Here is a 15,459-nt window from a genome sequence, read left to right as displayed (position 1 = left end):
GTACGGGACGTCGGTGTGCCGTGATCAGACCGTCAGGGAACGGTCCGTCGGGCGGATCGGGGCGTGCAGTGCGCTCGTCCCGGTCAGGAAGCGGTCCACGCCGCGCGCCGCGGAGCGGCCCTCGGCGATGGCCCACACGATGAGGGACTGGCCGCGGCCCGCGTCACCGGCGACGAAGACGCCGTCGACGTTGGTCGCGTAGTCGTCGTCGCGCGCGACGTTGCCGCGCTCGTCGAGTTCGAGGCCGAACTGCTGGACGAGACCGTTGGCCTGGTCGGTGCCGGTGAAGCCCATGGCCAGGGTGACCAGCTGGGCGGGGATGACCCGCTCCGTGCCGGCCTTCTGCTCCAGCTTGCCGTCCTTGAACTCCACCTCGATGAGGTGCAGGGACTGGACGTCGCCGACCGTCCGTCCCTCCTCGGGAGCGGAGCCCTCGAAGTGGGTGGTGGAGACGGAGTAGATCCGCTCGCCGCCCTCCTCGTGCGCGGAGGTGACCTTGTAGAGCATGGGGAACGTCGGCCAGGGCTGGTTGGCGTTACGCTCCGCGCCCGGCTGGGGCATGATCTCCAGCTGGGTGACGGAGGCCGCGCCCTGGCGGTGGGCGGTGCCGACGCAGTCGGCTCCGGTGTCGCCGCCGCCGATGACCACGACGTGCTTGCCCTGGGCGGTGATCGGGGAGACCGTGAGGTCGCCCTCCTGCACCTTGTTGGCGAGCGGCAGGTACTCCATGGCGAAGTGCACGCCGTTCAGCTCACGGCCCGGGACGGGCAGGTCGCGGGAGACGGTGGCACCGGCCGCGATGACGACCGCGTCGTAGCGGCGGCGGAGCTTGGCGGCGTCGATGTCCTTGCCGATCTCCACCTCCGTACGGAACTTGGTGCCCTCCGCGCGCATCTGCTCGATGCGGCGGTTGATGTGCGACTTCTCCATCTTGAACTCGGGGATGCCGTAGCGGAGGAGGCCCCCGATGCGGTCCGCGCGCTCGTAGACGACGACCGTGTGGCCGGCCCGGGTGAGCTGCTGGGCGGCGGCGAGTCCCGCCGGGCCGGAGCCGATGACGGCGACGGTCTTGCCGGAGAGCCGCTCGGGCGGCTGCGGGGTGACGTCGCCGCTGTCCCACGCCTTGTCGATGATGCTGACTTCGACGTTCTTGATGGTGACGGCCGGCTGGTTGATGCCGAGGACGCACGCCGACTCGCACGGAGCGGGGCACAGGCGGCCCGTGAACTCCGGGAAGTTGTTCGTGGCGTGCAGGCGCTCGGACGCCGCCGACCAGTCCTCGCGGTAGGCGTAGTCGTTCCACTCGGGGATGAGGTTTCCGAGCGGGCAGCCGTTGTGGCAGAACGGGATGCCGCAGTCCATGCAGCGTCCGGCCTGCTTGCTGATGATCGGGAGCAGCGAGCCCGGAACGTAGACCTCGTTCCAGTCCTTGACGCGCTCGCCGACCGGGCGGGTCCGGGCGACCTCGCGTCCGGTGGTCAGGAAGCCCTTGGGGTCAGCCATTGGTCGCCGCCTCCATCATCTTCTCGGTGGTCTCCTGCTCGGAGAGACCGGCGAGCTCAGCGGCGTCCTTGGCGGCGAGCACTGCCTTGTAGGTGGACGGGATGATCTTGCTGAAGCGGGCGGCCGAGGAGTCCCAGTCGGCCAGCAGCTTCTCGGCGACCGTGGAGCCGGTCTCCTCCTGGTGGCGGCGCACGACGTCGTGCAGCCACTGCTTGTCGGTGTCGTCGAGCAGCTCGACGGCGCCGATGTTGCCGGTGTTGACGTTGTCGAGGTCGAGGTCGACGACGTACGCGACACCGCCGGACATGCCTGCGGCGAAGTTGCGTCCGGTCTCGCCGAGGACGACGGCGTGGCCGCCGGTCATGTACTCGCAGCCGTGGTCGCCGACGCCTTCGGAGACGACCGTGGCACCGGAGTTGCGAACGCAGAAGCGTTCGCCGGTGCGTCCGCGGAGGAACAGCTCGCCGCCGGTCGCGCCGTAGCCGATGGTGTTGCCGGCGATGGTGGAGTACTCGGCGAGGTGGTCGGCGCCGCGGTCCGGACGGACGATGACGCGGCCTCCGGAGAGGCCCTTGCCGACGTAGTCGTTGGCGTCGCCCTCCAGGCGCAGCGTCACACCGCGCGGCACGAACGCGCCGAAGGACTGTCCGGCGGACCCGGTGAAGGTGATGTCGATGGTGTCGTCGGGCAGGCCCGCACCGCCGAACCTCTTGGTCACCTCGTGGCCGAGCATGGTGCCGACGGTCCGGTTGATGTTGCGGATCGCGACCTGCGCGCGGACCGGCTGGGCGGCCTCGGCGCTGTCGGCCTCCAGGGCGTCGGCGGCGAGCTTGATGAGCTCGTTGTCGAGTGCCTTGGCCAGGCCGTGGTCCTGCTCGGTGATCTGGTGACGCACCGCGCCCTCGGGGAGCTCGGGCACGTAGAAGAGGGGCTCGAGGTCGAGGCCCTGGGCCTTCCAGTGGGTGACGGCCCTCTCGGTGTCGAGGAGTTCGGCGTGGCCGACGGCCTCCTCGATCGTGCGGAAGCCGAGCTCGGCGAGGATCTCTCGGACCTCTTCGGCGATGAACTCGAAGAAGTTGACGATGTACTCGGCCTTGCCGGAGAACCGGTCGCGCAGGACGGGGTTCTGGGTGGCGATGCCGACCGGGCAGGTGTCGAGGTGGCAGACGCGCATCATGACGCAGCCGGAGACGACGAGCGGCGCGGTCGCGAAACCGAACTCCTCGGCGCCCAGCAGCGCGGCGATGACGACGTCGCGGCCGGTCTTGAGCTGGCCGTCGGTCTGGACGACGATGCGGTCGCGCAGGCCGTTGAGCAGCAGGGTCTGCTGGGTCTCGGCGAGGCCGAGCTCCCAGGGGCCGCCCGCGTGCTTGAGCGAGGTGAGCGGCGAGGCGCCCGTGCCGCCGTCGTGGCCGGAGATGAGGACGACGTCCGCGTGGGCCTTGGAGACACCCGCGGCGACCGTTCCGACACCGACCTCGGAGACCAGCTTCACGTGGACGCGGGCCGCCGGGTTGGCGTTCTTGAGGTCGTGGATCAGCTGAGCCAGGTCCTCGATGGAGTAGATGTCGTGGTGCGGCGGCGGCGAGATCAGGCCGACACCCGGGGTGGAGTGCCGGGTCCTGGCGACCCACGGGTACACCTTGTGGCCGGGCAGCTGGCCGCCCTCGCCGGGCTTGGCGCCCTGGGCCATCTTGATCTGGATGTCGTCCGCGTTGACCAGGTACTCGCTGGTGACACCGAAGCGGCCGGAGGCGACCTGCTTGATGGACGAGCGGCGGGCCGGGTCGTAGAGGCGCTCGGAGTCCTCGCCGCCCTCCCCGGTGTTGGACTTGCCGCCCAGCTGGTTCATGGCGACGGCGAGCGTCTCGTGCGCCTCCTGGGAGATGGAGCCGTACGACATGGCGCCGGTGGAGAAGCGCTTGACGATCTCGGCGGCGGACTCGACCTCGTCGATGGAGATCGGCTCGCGGCCGCCCTTGAAGCCGAACAGGCCGCGGAGCGTCATGAGGCGCTCGGACTGCTCGTTGACCCGGCCGGTGTACTTCTTGAAGATGTCGTACCGGCGGTTGCGGGTGGCGTGCTGGAGGCGGAAGACCGTCTCCGGGTCGAAGAGGTGCGGCTCGCCCTCGCGGCGCCACTGGTACTCGCCGCCGATCTCCAGCGCGCGGTGGGAGGCCGCGATGCCGGAGGCGGGGTACGCCTTGGTGTGCCGGGCGGCGACCTCCTTGGCGACGACGTCGAGTCCGGCGCCGCCGATCTTGGTGGCGGTGCCGTTGAAGTACTGGGCGACGAATGCCTCGTCGAGGCCGACGGCCTCGAAGACCTGGGCGCCGCGGTAGGAGGCGACGGTCGAGATGCCCATCTTGGACATGACCTTGAGGACGCCCTTGCCGAGGGCGTAGATCAGGTTGCGGATGGCCAGCTCGGGCTCGATGCCCTCGATGAACGTGCCGGCGCGGACGAGGTCCTCGACGGACTCCATCGCGAGGTACGGGTTGACGGCGGCGGCGCCGTAGCCGATGAGCAGCGCGACGTGGTGGACCTCGCGGACGTCACCGGCCTCGACCAGCAGGCCCACCTGGGTGCGCTTCTTGGTGCGGATGAGGTGGTGGTGGACGGCCGAGGTGAGCAGCAGCGAGGGGATCGGTGCGTGCTCGGCGTCGGAGTGCCGGTCGGAGAGGACGATGAGGCGGGCGCCGTCCTCCATGGCGGCGTCGACCTCGTGGGTGATCTCCTCGATCCGGGCGGCGAGGGCGTCACCGCCGCCGCTGACGCGGTAGAGGCCGGAGAGGGTCGCGGCCTTCATTCCCGGCATGTCGCCGTCGGCGTTGATGTGTATGAGCTTGGCCAGCTCGTCGTTGTCGATCACCGGGAAGGGCAGGGTGACGCTGCGACAGGACGCGGCGGACGGCTCCAGGAGGTTGCCCTGGGTTCCGAGGGAGGAGCGCAGCGAGGTGACGAGTTCCTCGCGGATGGCGTCCAGCGGCGGGTTGGTGACCTGCGCGAAGAGCTGGGTGAAGTAGTCGAAGAGCAGCCGGGGGCGCTCGGACAGCGCGGCGATCGGCGAGTCGGTGCCCATGGAGCCGAGGGGTTCGCCGGCGGTGCGGGCCATCGGTGCGAGGAGGACGCGGAGCTCTTCCTCGGTGTAGCCGAAGGTCTGCTGGCGGCGGGTGACCGAGGCGTGGGTGTGGACGATGTGCTCGCGCTCGGGAAGGTCCTCGAGCTCGATCTCGCCGGTTTCCAGCCACTCCTCGTACGGGTTCTCGGCGGCCAGGGACGCCTTGATCTCGTCGTCCTCGACGATGCGGTGCTCGGCGGTGTCGACGAGGAACATCTTGCCGGGCTGGAGGCGGCCCTTGCGGACGACCTTGGCGGGGTCGATGTCCAGGACGCCGACCTCGGAGGAGAGGACGACGAGGCCGTCGTCGGTGACCCAGTAGCGGCCGGGGCGCAGACCGTTGCGGTCGAGGACCGCGCCGACCTGGACACCGTCGGTGAAGGTGACGCAGGCCGGTCCGTCCCAGGGCTCCATCATCGTGGAGTGGTACTGGTAGAAGGCGCGGCGGGCCGGGTCCATGGAGGCGTGGTTCTCCCATGCCTCGGGGACCATCATCAGCACCGAGTGCGGCAGCGAGCGGCCGCCGAGGTGGAGCAGCTCCAGGACCTCGTCGAAGGAGGCGGAGTCGGAGGCGTCCGGGGTGCAGACGGGGAAGATGCGGTCGAGCTGCGCCTCGCCGAAGAGGCTGGAGGCGAGCTGGGACTCGCGGGCCTTCATCCAGTTGCGGTTGCCCTTGACCGTGTTGATCTCGCCGTTGTGCGCGACGAAGCGGTACGGGTGGGCGAGCGGCCAGCTGGGGAAGGTGTTGGTGGAGAAGCGGGAATGGACCAGCGCGACCGTGGTGGCGAAGCGGCGGTCGGAGAGGTCCGGGAAGAACGGCTCCAGCTGCCCGGTGGTGAGCATGCCCTTGTAGACGATCGTGCGTGCGGAGAGCGAGGGGAAGTACACCCCGGCCTCACGCTCGGCGCGCTTGCGCAGGACGAACGCCTTGCGGTCCAGCGCGATGCCGGTGCTGGCGCCGTCGGCCACGACGAGCTGGCGGAACTCCGGCATGACGGCGCGGGCGCCGTTGCCGAGGATGTCCGGCGTGACCGGGACCTGGCGCCATCCGAGGACGTCGAGGCCCTCCTCGGCGGCGATCTTCTCGATCTGCTTGACCGCGTCGGTGGAGTCGTCCGCGGGCAGGAAGGCGATGCCCACGGCGTAGGAGCCGGCCTCGGGGAGCTCGAACCCGGCCTCTTCGCGGAGGAAGGCGTCCGGGACCTGGAGGAGAATGCCGGCGCCGTCACCCGAGTCGGGCTCGGATCCTGTGGCGCCGCGGTGTTCGAGGTTGCGCAGTACGGTCAGCGCCTGCTCGACCAGCTCATGGCTGGCCACACCGGTCAGAGTGGCCACGAACCCGACGCCGCAGGCGTCGTGCTCGTTACGGGGGTCGTACATCCCCTGCTGGACAGGGCGACCGTCCATGGGCGACCAGGCGTCGGAACGCATCGGCTCTCCCGTCGTCGTCGTGGCATGTGCTGTGCCGAGGGACGACGCTGGCCCTCTGCGAAATTTCGTGCAGGTTACATGATGGAACGCTTCTCAAAAAGCGGAAAGGCTGTTCCAACATGCGGACACCACGGAGTCGTGGTGTGCGGGGGTCACGATCGGGTGGATCCTTTTGGATCACTGTCCGGGGGAGACCGCAGAGAGCAGGCGTCGTTGCCCGCGAGTGTCTACGGCTCTTGCCCGGCGGTCATGGAATCGAAACCGCCGAGTAACGGCTACTTATGTGTAGCGCTGCATAGCGTCTCATTTTACGGCGGGCGCACCCCATCCGCCCAGTGACGTACACCAAGACGTACATCACACGATCGCAGCGCCGAGAGCCGTGGGGGAAGCCCCGTCCGAGGGGCGGGACGCAACCGGACCGGGACACATCGGACGCCCTGCCGGGCATCAGCCGACTGCCACGCCGAAGAGTGAGCCCAGACCGTAGGTGATCGCCGCGGCGGCGCCGCCGAGCACCAGCTGACGCAGACCGCTGAACCACCAGGTACGCGCCGTCACCCGGGCCACCACCGCGCCGCAGCCGAAGAGGCCCACCAGCGCGAGCAGCACGGCGGGCCACAGGACGGTCGCGCCGAGCAGGTAGGGCAGGACGGGCAGCAGGGCTCCCAGGGCGAAGGCGCCGAAGGAGGACAGGGCGGCGACGAGGGGTGAGGGCAGGTCGCCCGGGTCGATACCGAGCTCCTCGCGGGCGTGTATCTCGAGCGCCTGCTCGGGGTCCCTGGACAGCTGCCTCGCGACCTCCTGGGCGAGGGCGGGCTCGACCCCGCGGGACTCGTAGAGCGCGGCGAGCTCCCGCATCTCGTCCTTCGGGTGCTTGCGCAGCTCACGCCGCTCGACATCGAGCTCGGCCTCGACGAGTTCTCGCTGAGAGGCGACGGAGGTGTACTCCCCCGCGGCCATGGAGAACGCGCCGGCCGCGAGTCCGGCCAGGCCGGTGATGACGATGGTCTGCTGGGAGACGGCCCCTCCGGCGACGCCCGTCATCAGGGCGAGGTTGGAGACGAGACCGTCCATGGCGCCGAACACCGCGGGCCGCAGCCAGCCGCCGTTGACGTCACGGTGGGTGTGGTTGTCGCGGTGGGCCTCGTGCAGTACGGCGTCGGTCTCGATGATGGACACAGCTCTCCCCTTTTCCGGGAGCGGACCTCATGCTCTCCTCCGCCCCGCACCGTCGAAAGTACGCACGAAAAACGCCTCCCGCCAGCAAGGAAGGCCGAACTTACCTGCCCTGAAGTCGTCACCCGGCCAGCCGATTTGTACGAAATGCGCGCCTCTCTTCGGCGGGAGTGGGCAAACCTCGCACAACCGGATGTGCACGGGTGCGAGTGAAGGGTCGACACGATGGAGCTCAAGGCGGACAGCCGGGCGGCGAGCACGGGCGACCGGGCCCGGGGGGCGTTGCTGGGGCTCGCGGTGGGGGACGCGCTCGGGGCGCCGGCGGAGAACATGCGCCCCTCCGAGATCCGTCGCCGCTGGGGCCGCATCGAGGGCTTCGTCAGCGACGATCCCGCCGGGACCGACGACACCGAGTACGCGATCTTCTCCGGGCTGCTGCTGGCCAGGCACGGCTCGGCACTCACCGTCTCGCACGTCGAACGGGCCTGGCACCACTGGATCGCCGATCTGGACGAGGGGCCGTTCCGGGGGGCCGGGTTCAGTGAGCGCGGCACGCTGGAGAACCTGCGCCGGGGCCTCGCCGCCCCGATCTCGGCCCAGCACCGGCACGCCTGGAGCGACGGTCTCGCGATGCGGGCGGCGCCGTTCGGGGTGTTCGCCGCCGGCCGCCCCGCCGAGGCGGCCCGCCTGGTGGCGGTCGACGGGCGGGTCAGTCACGAGGGGGAGGGAATCTACGGCGGTCAGGCGGTCGCGGCGGGGGTGGCCGCCGCCATGGCGGGGGCCGGACTCGCCTCCGTGATCGCCGCCGCGCTCTCGGTCGTGCCGATGGACTCCTGGACCGCCCGCTCGCTGCGCCGCGCCGTCGCGGCCGCGCAGCGCCCGTACCCGGACCGGCTGACGGGGGAGCGTGCGGTGCGCTCGGCGGTGGTGATCGGGGGCTACCCCTGGACGGATCTGGCCCCGGAGGCGGTCGGTCTGGCCTTCGGTGCCCTCACCGCCGCGCGGGGCGACTTCCGTACGGCGGTGCTCACCGCCGTGAACATGGGCCGTGACGCCGACACCACGGCAGCCCTGGCGGGTGCGCTCGCGGGCGCCCTGCACGGGGTGTCGGCGATCCCCCGGGAGTGGGCGGCGGCGATCGGCCCGGTGCGGGGCAGCTGTCTGCCGTCGATGCGGGGGTATCACGTGCTGGACATCGCGGAGCTGCTGACCCCGGACGACGCGGAGGACCGCCAGGGGCCGTCCTCCCCGGGATCGCCGTCCGCCCGGGACGGGGGTGAGGGCGGACCGGCGGCGCCGCCCGCCCCCGGCCGGGAGCCAGCCGCCGCGCCCGCTCACCCCTGGCAGGAGACCTCTTCCGCGGCACCGCCGTCCGGTGCCGTCCGGCGCACACCCGTGAGCACCGGGGCGGGCGCCCGGTCCGCCGGCGTCCGGCAGGACGCCCGGTGACCGCCGGCCGCCGTGCGCCCCAGGGCTCGGCCGTCACACCGGCGGGCGCCGCCTCGCACCTGGCCATCCGGATCACCGCCGAGCCGGTGGCCGCGCCCGCCGGGAGCCGGGACGTCCCGGGCGGGGAGGCTCCGGACAGGCGGGCCCGGATCGAGGGGCTGCTGCTCGGGCTGGCCGCCGGCGACGCCGCCGGGTGGCCGGCCGCCCGGCACCGGGCGGCGCGGATGCCGGAGTGGACGCGGCGGCTCACGCGCGAGCTGGACACCTTCGCCGAGCAGAACGCGACGACGACGCTCCCCGTGCCCATCGCCCTCAACCAGCCGCCGGAGCCGCTGCGGCTCGGGCCGTCCGACGACGCCGAGTGGGCGGCCTTCGCCGCCCGGACGGTACTGGCGGCCGCCGCCGACCACGCGCCGGACCTCTCCCCCGGCCACCGGATGCGGGGCGCGATCGACCGGTCGTGGAACGCGCTGGCCGCGAAGGTCGCCGCGGCGAGCGCCCGGGCGCCCGAGGTCGAGTCGGCGGTCCTGCCGCTCCGGGCCCGGATCTCCGTGCGGGCCGGGCTCGGCAATCTCGCCGCGGGTCTGCGCCCGCCCGCCACCGGCCACGACAACCCGCACTACTTCGACGACGCGGCCTGCGTGCGCGCCGCCGTGCTCGCCGTCGTGCACCCCGGCGACCCGGCGGCGGCGGCCGGTCTCGCCGAGTTCGACGCCCGGTACACCCAGGACGGTGACGGGGTGCACGGCGCACGGGCCGTGGCCGCCGCGATCGCGGTGGCGCTCGCCGGTGCGGACGTGGACACGGCGGTGGACGCCGCGCTCCAGCAGCTGCCCGAGGGCACCGAGATCGCCCGCAACGCCGTCCACGCCGTGCGGCTGGCACGGGAGTTCGCGGACGAGGCGGCCGGGGCGTTCGCGCTCGTGCCGGTGCTGGAGCATCAGATCGTGGACCACGTCTACAGCTACGGGATCGCGGCGGCCGAGACCGTGCCGGTCGCCCTCGCCCTGGCGACCGCCGCCCGGGGCGACTTCACCCAGGCCGTTCCCGCGGCCGCCTGCCTGTCCCGGGTCGCCGACTCCGCGCCCGCGCTCGCCGGCGCCCTGACCGGGGCGCTGGGCGGGACGGCGACCGTCCCCGGGGGATGGCGTGAGGCGTGCCGGACGCTGGCCGGATGCGCGCTGCCCCGGCTCGCCGGCACGGATCTCATCGAACTCGCCGGGCTGCTGGCAGCCACGGAACCGGCCACCCCGGGTGGACAATTCCGGCATGGCACACAAAACATCCGCAACGCTCGCGGCCGGCGCGACCACCACGACGCTCACCCTGGATGAGCGCGTCACCGGAGCCCTCGTCGGAGCGGCCGTGGGCGACGCGCTCGGCGGCCCGGTCGAGGGCTGGACACCGGAGCAGATCACCGAGCGCCACGGCGGCCGGGTGACCGGCGTCGTCGGGCCCTGGTACGGCGACGACTGGCGCACCGCACGCCCCATCGCCCCGTACCACAAGGGCGACGGGCACGTCACCGACGACACCCTGATGACCCATGCGCTGGTCCGGGTGTACGAGACGGTGCGCGGCCACCTCGACGCCTACTCCGTCGCCGACCACCTGGTGCCGGACCTGATGTCACGGCCCCGCTGGATCCCGGAGCTGGAGGCCGAGGCGCTCCCCCTGCAGCGGATCTTCCTCGCCGAGAAGTGGATCGTCACTCGGCTGCACTACGGCCACGCCGACCCGCGGGAGGCCGGTTCGGGCAACGTCGTCAACTGCGGTGCGGCGATGTACATGGCGCCGGTCGGCCTGGTGAACGCGGCCCACCCGCAGGCCGCGTACGCGGAGGCGCTGGACGTCGCGGGTGCCCATCAGTCCTCGTACGGCCGGGAGGCGGCCGGGGTCCTGGCGGCATCCGTGGCGGCCGCGTGCACCCCGGGCGCGACCCCCGTCTCCGTCGTCGAGGCGGCTCTGGCGGTGGCCAAGGACGGCACCAGGTCGGCGATCGAGTCCGTCTGCGAAGCGGCCGCCCACCACTCGGACTTCGAGTCCGCGCTGGTGCCGCTGCGTGCCGCCGTCGCACCGTTCGACACGGTGGGGCCGCACTACCGCGAACCCTCGCTGGGCGCCCGGCGGCCCTCCCGGCTGCACTCCATCGAGGAGCTGCCCATCGCGCTCGGCATGCTGCTCGTCGGCGACGGCGACTACCGTCGCACGGTGCTCGGCTCGGTCAACTACGGCCGTGACTGCGACTCGATCGCCACGATGGGCGGAGCGCTCGCGGGCGCGCTCCACGGCGAGCAGGCGATCCCCCCGGCCTGGGTGAAGACGGTCGGCGAGGCCAGCCGTCTCGACCTGCACGCCCCGGCGCGGGCACTGGCGGAGGTGGCGCGCGAGATCTTCGTACGGGACACGGCCGAGCGCCGTGCGCACGAGGCGGCGTTCGCCGAGCTGGTGGGCGACGGACGGTGACCGTACGCCTGACCTGGGTCCAGCCCGAGGACCTGGTGGGCCACGAACTGCGCCAGGCCGCGCAGGACGGCCGGGACGCCCGGGACATCGAGCGGCGGTGGCTCTCGGCGGGCGGCGCACCGGCCCCGGAGAGGGCGGGTGCCTCGGAGCCGGCCGCGCCACGCCGGCTGCGCGCGCTCGCCGGGCGGCTCCTGGACGAACTCGCCCTGCTGGAATGCCCGTCGGCACGGGACGAGCCGACCGAGCTGTCCGGGATCCGGGCCGCCTGCCCGCGCTGGCCCGCCCCGCGTTCCTCCGCGGTGTCGGTCGGGCCCGACGCCCTGCACGCGGCCTGGCTGGGCCGGGCCGCCGGCTGCCTGCTGGGCAAACCGGTCGAGAAGCTGCCGCTGGCCGGCATCCGCGCCCTGGCGCGCGCCACCGGCAACTGGCCGCTCACCGGCTGGTTCACGGCCCGGGGGCTGCCCGGACCGCTGGCCGCCGCCTACCCGTGGAACCGCCGCTCGGCGCCCACCTCGCTCGCCGAGAACATCGACGGGATGCCCGAGGACGACGACCTCAACTACCCATTGCTGACGGTGCTGTTGCTCCAGCGGCACGGGCGGGGCTTCCGTACGTCCGACCTGGCCCGGCTGTGGCTCGACGAACTCCCCGCGGGCCGGGTCTTCACCGCGGAACGCGTCGCCTACCGCAACCTCCTCGACGGCATCGAGCCGCCGGACACCGCACGTCACCGCAACCCGTTCCGGGAGTGGATCGGCGCACAGATCAGGGCCGATGTGCACGGCTGGACCCACCCCGGCGACCCGGGGGCCGCAGCGGAACAGGCCCACCGGGACGCGGTGCTGACCCACACCGCCAACGGGGTGTACGGAGCGATGTTCACCGCCGCCGCCCTGGCCGAGGCCGCGGGCGGCGAGACCGATGTGCACGGCTGTCTGGCGGCCGGGCTCCGGGTGGTGCCGCCCCGCTCCCGGTACGCGCGCGCGGTGCGCCTCGGCATCGGCGCGGCCCGCGCCGAACGGGACTTCGACACGGTCGTCGACGGGCTCCACGAGACCTACGGGGCCACCCACCACTGGGTGCACGTCCTGCCGAACGCGGCCCTGCTCGCGGCCGCCCTCACCCATGCCGACGGTGACTTCGGCCGCTCCATCGGCTGTGCGGTGTCCGGCGGCTGGGACACCGACTCGAACGGCGCGACGGCCGGCTCGCTCGCGGGCCTGCTGGCCGGGCGGGCCGCCGCGATCCCCGACCACTGGACCACCCCGCTGAAGAACCGCCTCGCCACCTCCGTACCCGGCTTCGACTCGATCGGCTTCGACACCCTCGCGGAACTGACCCATCAGGAGGTACGCCGCCCATGACAGCGATCGCGGTGCTCGGCAGCACCAACATGGACCTGGTCGCCTACGTCGCCCGGGCACCCGGGCGCGGGGAGGCCGTCACCGGACGGGAGTTCCGGACCGTCCCCGGAGGCAAGGGGGCCAACCAGGCCGTCGCCGCGGCCCGCGCGGGAGGCGAGGTGGTGATGATCGGCGCGGTCGGGACCGACGAGTACGGCTCGGCCCTCCGCACGCATCTGGAGCACGCCGGAGTGGACACCGACCTGCTGCACACCGTCGCGGGGCCCAGCGGCACCGCGCACATCGTCGTCGACGACGAGGGGGCCAACTCCATCGTGGTGATCCCGGGCGCCAACGGCAGCGTGACCGCGCTCGGCCCCGGCGAGAGGGCGGCCGTCTCGGCGGCGGGCCTGCTGCTCCTGCAGCTGGAACTTCCGCTGACCGCCGTGACCGAGGCGGCCCGGACCGCGAGGGACCGCGGCGTACGGACGATCCTCACCCCCTCCCCCGTGCGGACGCTGCCGTCCGCGCTGCTGGCCGCCGTCGACCTGCTGATCCCCGACGAGCACGAGGCCACCGCGCTCACCGGCTGCGCGGAACCGCACGCCGCGGCGCAGATCCTGCTCCGCCAGGTACCCGCGGTCGTGATCACACTCGGCCGCAAGGGCTGCCTCTACGCGGCCCGGGGCGCCGAACCGGTCCTCTTCCCGGCCCCCGAGGTCACCGCCGTCGACACGACCGGCGCCGGCGACACCTTCGTCGGCACGCTCGCCGTGGCGCTCGGCGAGGGCCGGCCGGTGCCCGAGGCGGTGGCCTGGGCGTCGTCCGCCGCCGCGCTCTGCGTACAGAGGCAGGGTGCCTCGACGTCCATGCCCCACCGCAGCGAGATCGATGCCGCATGAGCACTCCCACGAACCCCGCGGCCCCGGCCACGACGCCGCCGCTCGCCGGCCTGCGGGTCCTGGACCTGGCCACCCTCTTCGCCGGGCCCCTCGCGGCCACCATGCTCGGGGACTTCGGCGCGGAGGTCGTCAAGGTCGAGCACCCGCGCAGGCCCGACCCCTCCCGTGGCCACGGTCCTGCGAAGGACGGCGTCGGCCTCTGGTGGAAGCTGCTCGGGCGCAACAAGCGGACGCTGACACTCGACCTGTCCTCCCCCGGGGGCCGCGACGTACTGCTGCGGCTGGCCGCGGACACCGATGTGATCATCGAGAACTTCCGGCCAGGGACCCTGGAGCGCTGGGGACTGGGCTGGGAGGAACTGCGTGCCGTGAACCCACGGCTGGTGCTGGCCAGGGTCACGGGCTTCGGGCAGACCGGCCCGTACGCGCACCGCCCCGGCTTCGGCACCCTGGCCGAGGCGATGAGCGGATTCGCCGCCGTCACGGGCGAGCCGGACGGGCCCCCCACCCTGCCGCCGTTCGGGCTCGCCGATTCGATCGCCGCGCTGGCCACGGCGTACGCGGTGATGACGGCGCTGGCCGGACGCGACCGCACCGGGGACGGGCAGGTGGTGGACATGGCGATCATCGAGCCGATCCTGACCGTGCTGGGGCCGCAGCCCCTCTGGTACGACCAGCTCGGTTACGTCCAGCCCCGGACCGGCAACCGCTCCCGCAACAACGCTCCGCGCAACACCTACCGCACCGCCGACGGCCACTGGGTGGCCGTCTCGACGTCCGCCCAGTCGGTGGCGGAACGCGTGATGCGTCTGGTCGGGCGCCCCGAACTGATCGAGGAGCCGTGGTTCTCCGCCGGGAGCACACGCGCCGAGCACGCCGACGAACTCGACGAGGCGGTGGGCCACTGGATCTCCCGGCGCACCCGGGAGGAGGCGGTGGACGCCTTCGAGAAGGCCGAGGCGGCGATCGCGCCGATCCATGACGTACGGGACGTGATGGAGGACCCCCAGTACCGGGCGCTCGGCACGATCACCGAGGTCGACGACCCGGAGCTGGGGCCGCTGCGGATGCAGAACGTGCTGTTCCGGCTCTCGGGGACTCCGGGTGCGGTCCGCTGGGCGGGCCGGCCGCACGGGGCGGACACGGAGGAGATCCTCACCGGGCTCGGGCTCTCCGCATCGGCGATCGCGGCACTGCGGGACGAGGGCGCGTCGTGAGCCCGGTGCCGCTGACCTGGCTGTACGTTCCCGGGGACCGGCCCGAGGTGGTCCGCAAGGCGCTCGGGTCGGGCGCGGACGTGGTGATCGTCGACCTGGAGGACGCGGTCGCCCCGGACCGCAAGGGGTACGCGCGGGCGGCGACGGTGGAGCTCCTGTCGGATCCGGTCGCGGCGGACCCGGTGGCGGTGCCGGTCCATGTCCGGGTGCACGGCGAGGACGACGTGAAGGCGCTGCACGGGCTGCCGGGGCTGTCCGGGATGCGGCTCCCGAAGATCACGCATGCGGCGTCCGTGCACCACGTCGCGGCTCTGGCGCCCGGTGTGCCGCTGTATCCGCTGCTGGAGTCGGCGCTGGCGATCGAGCACGCGTACTCGATCGCCGGGGCCCATCACGCCGTGCGGGGGGTCGCCCTGGGTGAGGCGGACCTCCGGGCCGATCTCGGCGTGCGGGACGACGCCGGTCTCGACTGGCCGCGCAGCCGTGTGGTGATCGCCGCCCGGGCGGCCGGCCTCGATCCTCCGGTGATGTCGGTGTTCCCCGACGTGCGGGACCTGTCCGGGCTGCGGTCGTCCTGTGCGCACGGGAGGGATCTCGGGCTGCTGGGCAGGGCGGCGATCCATCCGCGGCAGCTGCCGGTCATCGAGCGGGCGTTCCGGCCGACGGCACGCGAGGTCGAGGCGGCGGAGGAGGTGCTGGAGGCGTCCCGGACCGGGGTGGGGGCGCAGGCCCTGCCGGACGGGAGGTTCGTCGACGCGGCGGTGGTGGCGACCGCCGAACGCACGCTCTCCCTGGCGCGGCGCCGCCGATGACCCCGCACGTGCGAAGGGGCCGCCGGACCTGTGCGG

At 72.8% G+C, this 15,459-nt stretch carries 10 protein-coding genes; 7 read left to right on the top strand and 3 right to left on the bottom strand.

Annotated features, from left to right (window positions below):
- Window positions 1-24: 24 nt before the first annotated feature.
- The 3 genes from IA22_RS0104790 to IA22_RS0104780 all read right to left on the bottom strand — a co-directional run bounded on the left by IA22_RS0104790 (window position 25) and on the right by IA22_RS0104780 (window position 7,237).
- On the bottom strand, window positions 25-1,503 hold the full coding sequence (locus IA22_RS0104790) for a glutamate synthase subunit beta (protein ID WP_030122817.1): 1,479 nt from the start codon (window positions 1,501-1,503) through the stop codon (window positions 25-27).
- The gene (gene gltB / locus IA22_RS0104785) at window positions 1,496-6,055 is read right to left on the bottom strand and encodes a glutamate synthase large subunit (protein ID WP_014156814.1); all 4,560 of its coding nucleotides are present in this window, start codon (window positions 6,053-6,055) and stop codon (window positions 1,496-1,498) included. Before gltB ends, IA22_RS0104790 begins: the two co-directional genes overlap by 8 nt.
- 450 nt (window positions 6,056-6,505) lie before the next feature.
- Entirely contained in the window at window positions 6,506-7,237 is a 732-nt protein-coding gene (locus IA22_RS0104780; RefSeq protein WP_014156813.1) for a VIT1/CCC1 transporter family protein, read from the bottom strand.
- Window positions 7,238-7,459: 222 nt separating this feature from the next.
- Between IA22_RS0104780 and IA22_RS0104775 the strand changes: the two genes are divergently transcribed.
- From IA22_RS0104775 to IA22_RS0104745, 7 genes are read left to right on the top strand one after another with little or no spacing between them, the layout of a single operon-like run.
- Window positions 7,460-8,683, top strand: coding sequence for an ADP-ribosylglycohydrolase family protein (locus IA22_RS0104775; RefSeq protein ID WP_030122816.1), 1,224 nt, complete (start codon window positions 7,460-7,462; stop codon window positions 8,681-8,683).
- Complete coding sequence (locus IA22_RS0104770) at window positions 8,680-10,017, top strand: ADP-ribosylglycohydrolase family protein (RefSeq protein WP_030122815.1); 1,338 nt, start codon at window positions 8,680-8,682, stop codon at window positions 10,015-10,017. The genes IA22_RS0104775 and IA22_RS0104770 overlap by 4 nt, the downstream gene beginning before the upstream one ends.
- Window positions 9,953-11,149, top strand: coding sequence for an ADP-ribosylglycohydrolase family protein (locus IA22_RS0104765; protein ID WP_030122814.1), 1,197 nt, complete (start codon window positions 9,953-9,955; stop codon window positions 11,147-11,149). Before IA22_RS0104770 ends, IA22_RS0104765 begins: the two co-directional genes overlap by 65 nt.
- Entirely contained in the window at window positions 11,146-12,513 is a 1,368-nt protein-coding gene (locus tag IA22_RS0104760) for an ADP-ribosylglycohydrolase family protein (RefSeq protein WP_030122813.1), read from the top strand. Before IA22_RS0104765 ends, IA22_RS0104760 begins: the two co-directional genes overlap by 4 nt.
- Window positions 12,510-13,394, top strand: coding sequence for a ribokinase (locus IA22_RS0104755; RefSeq protein ID WP_030122812.1), 885 nt, complete (start codon window positions 12,510-12,512; stop codon window positions 13,392-13,394). Before IA22_RS0104760 ends, IA22_RS0104755 begins: the two co-directional genes overlap by 4 nt.
- Window positions 13,391-14,611 carry a CaiB/BaiF CoA transferase family protein gene (locus tag IA22_RS0104750; protein ID WP_014156807.1) on the top strand — a complete coding sequence of 407 codons (1,221 nt, stop codon included), beginning with the start codon at window positions 13,391-13,393 and terminating at the stop codon, window positions 14,609-14,611. The genes IA22_RS0104755 and IA22_RS0104750 overlap by 4 nt, the downstream gene beginning before the upstream one ends.
- A complete protein-coding gene (locus tag IA22_RS0104745; protein ID WP_015576790.1) occupies window positions 14,608-15,423 on the top strand; it encodes an HpcH/HpaI aldolase/citrate lyase family protein in 816 nt (271 codons plus the stop codon). Before IA22_RS0104750 ends, IA22_RS0104745 begins: the two co-directional genes overlap by 4 nt.
- Window positions 15,424-15,459: the final 36 nt, after the last annotated feature.

This window comes from Kitasatospora papulosa (assembly GCF_000717245.1).
Classification (GTDB): Bacteria; Actinomycetota; Actinomycetes; order Streptomycetales; family Streptomycetaceae; genus Streptomyces; species Streptomyces papulosus.
Note: the sequence above shows the minus strand (reverse complement) of the source record. Positions and strands in the feature narration are given on the sequence as shown.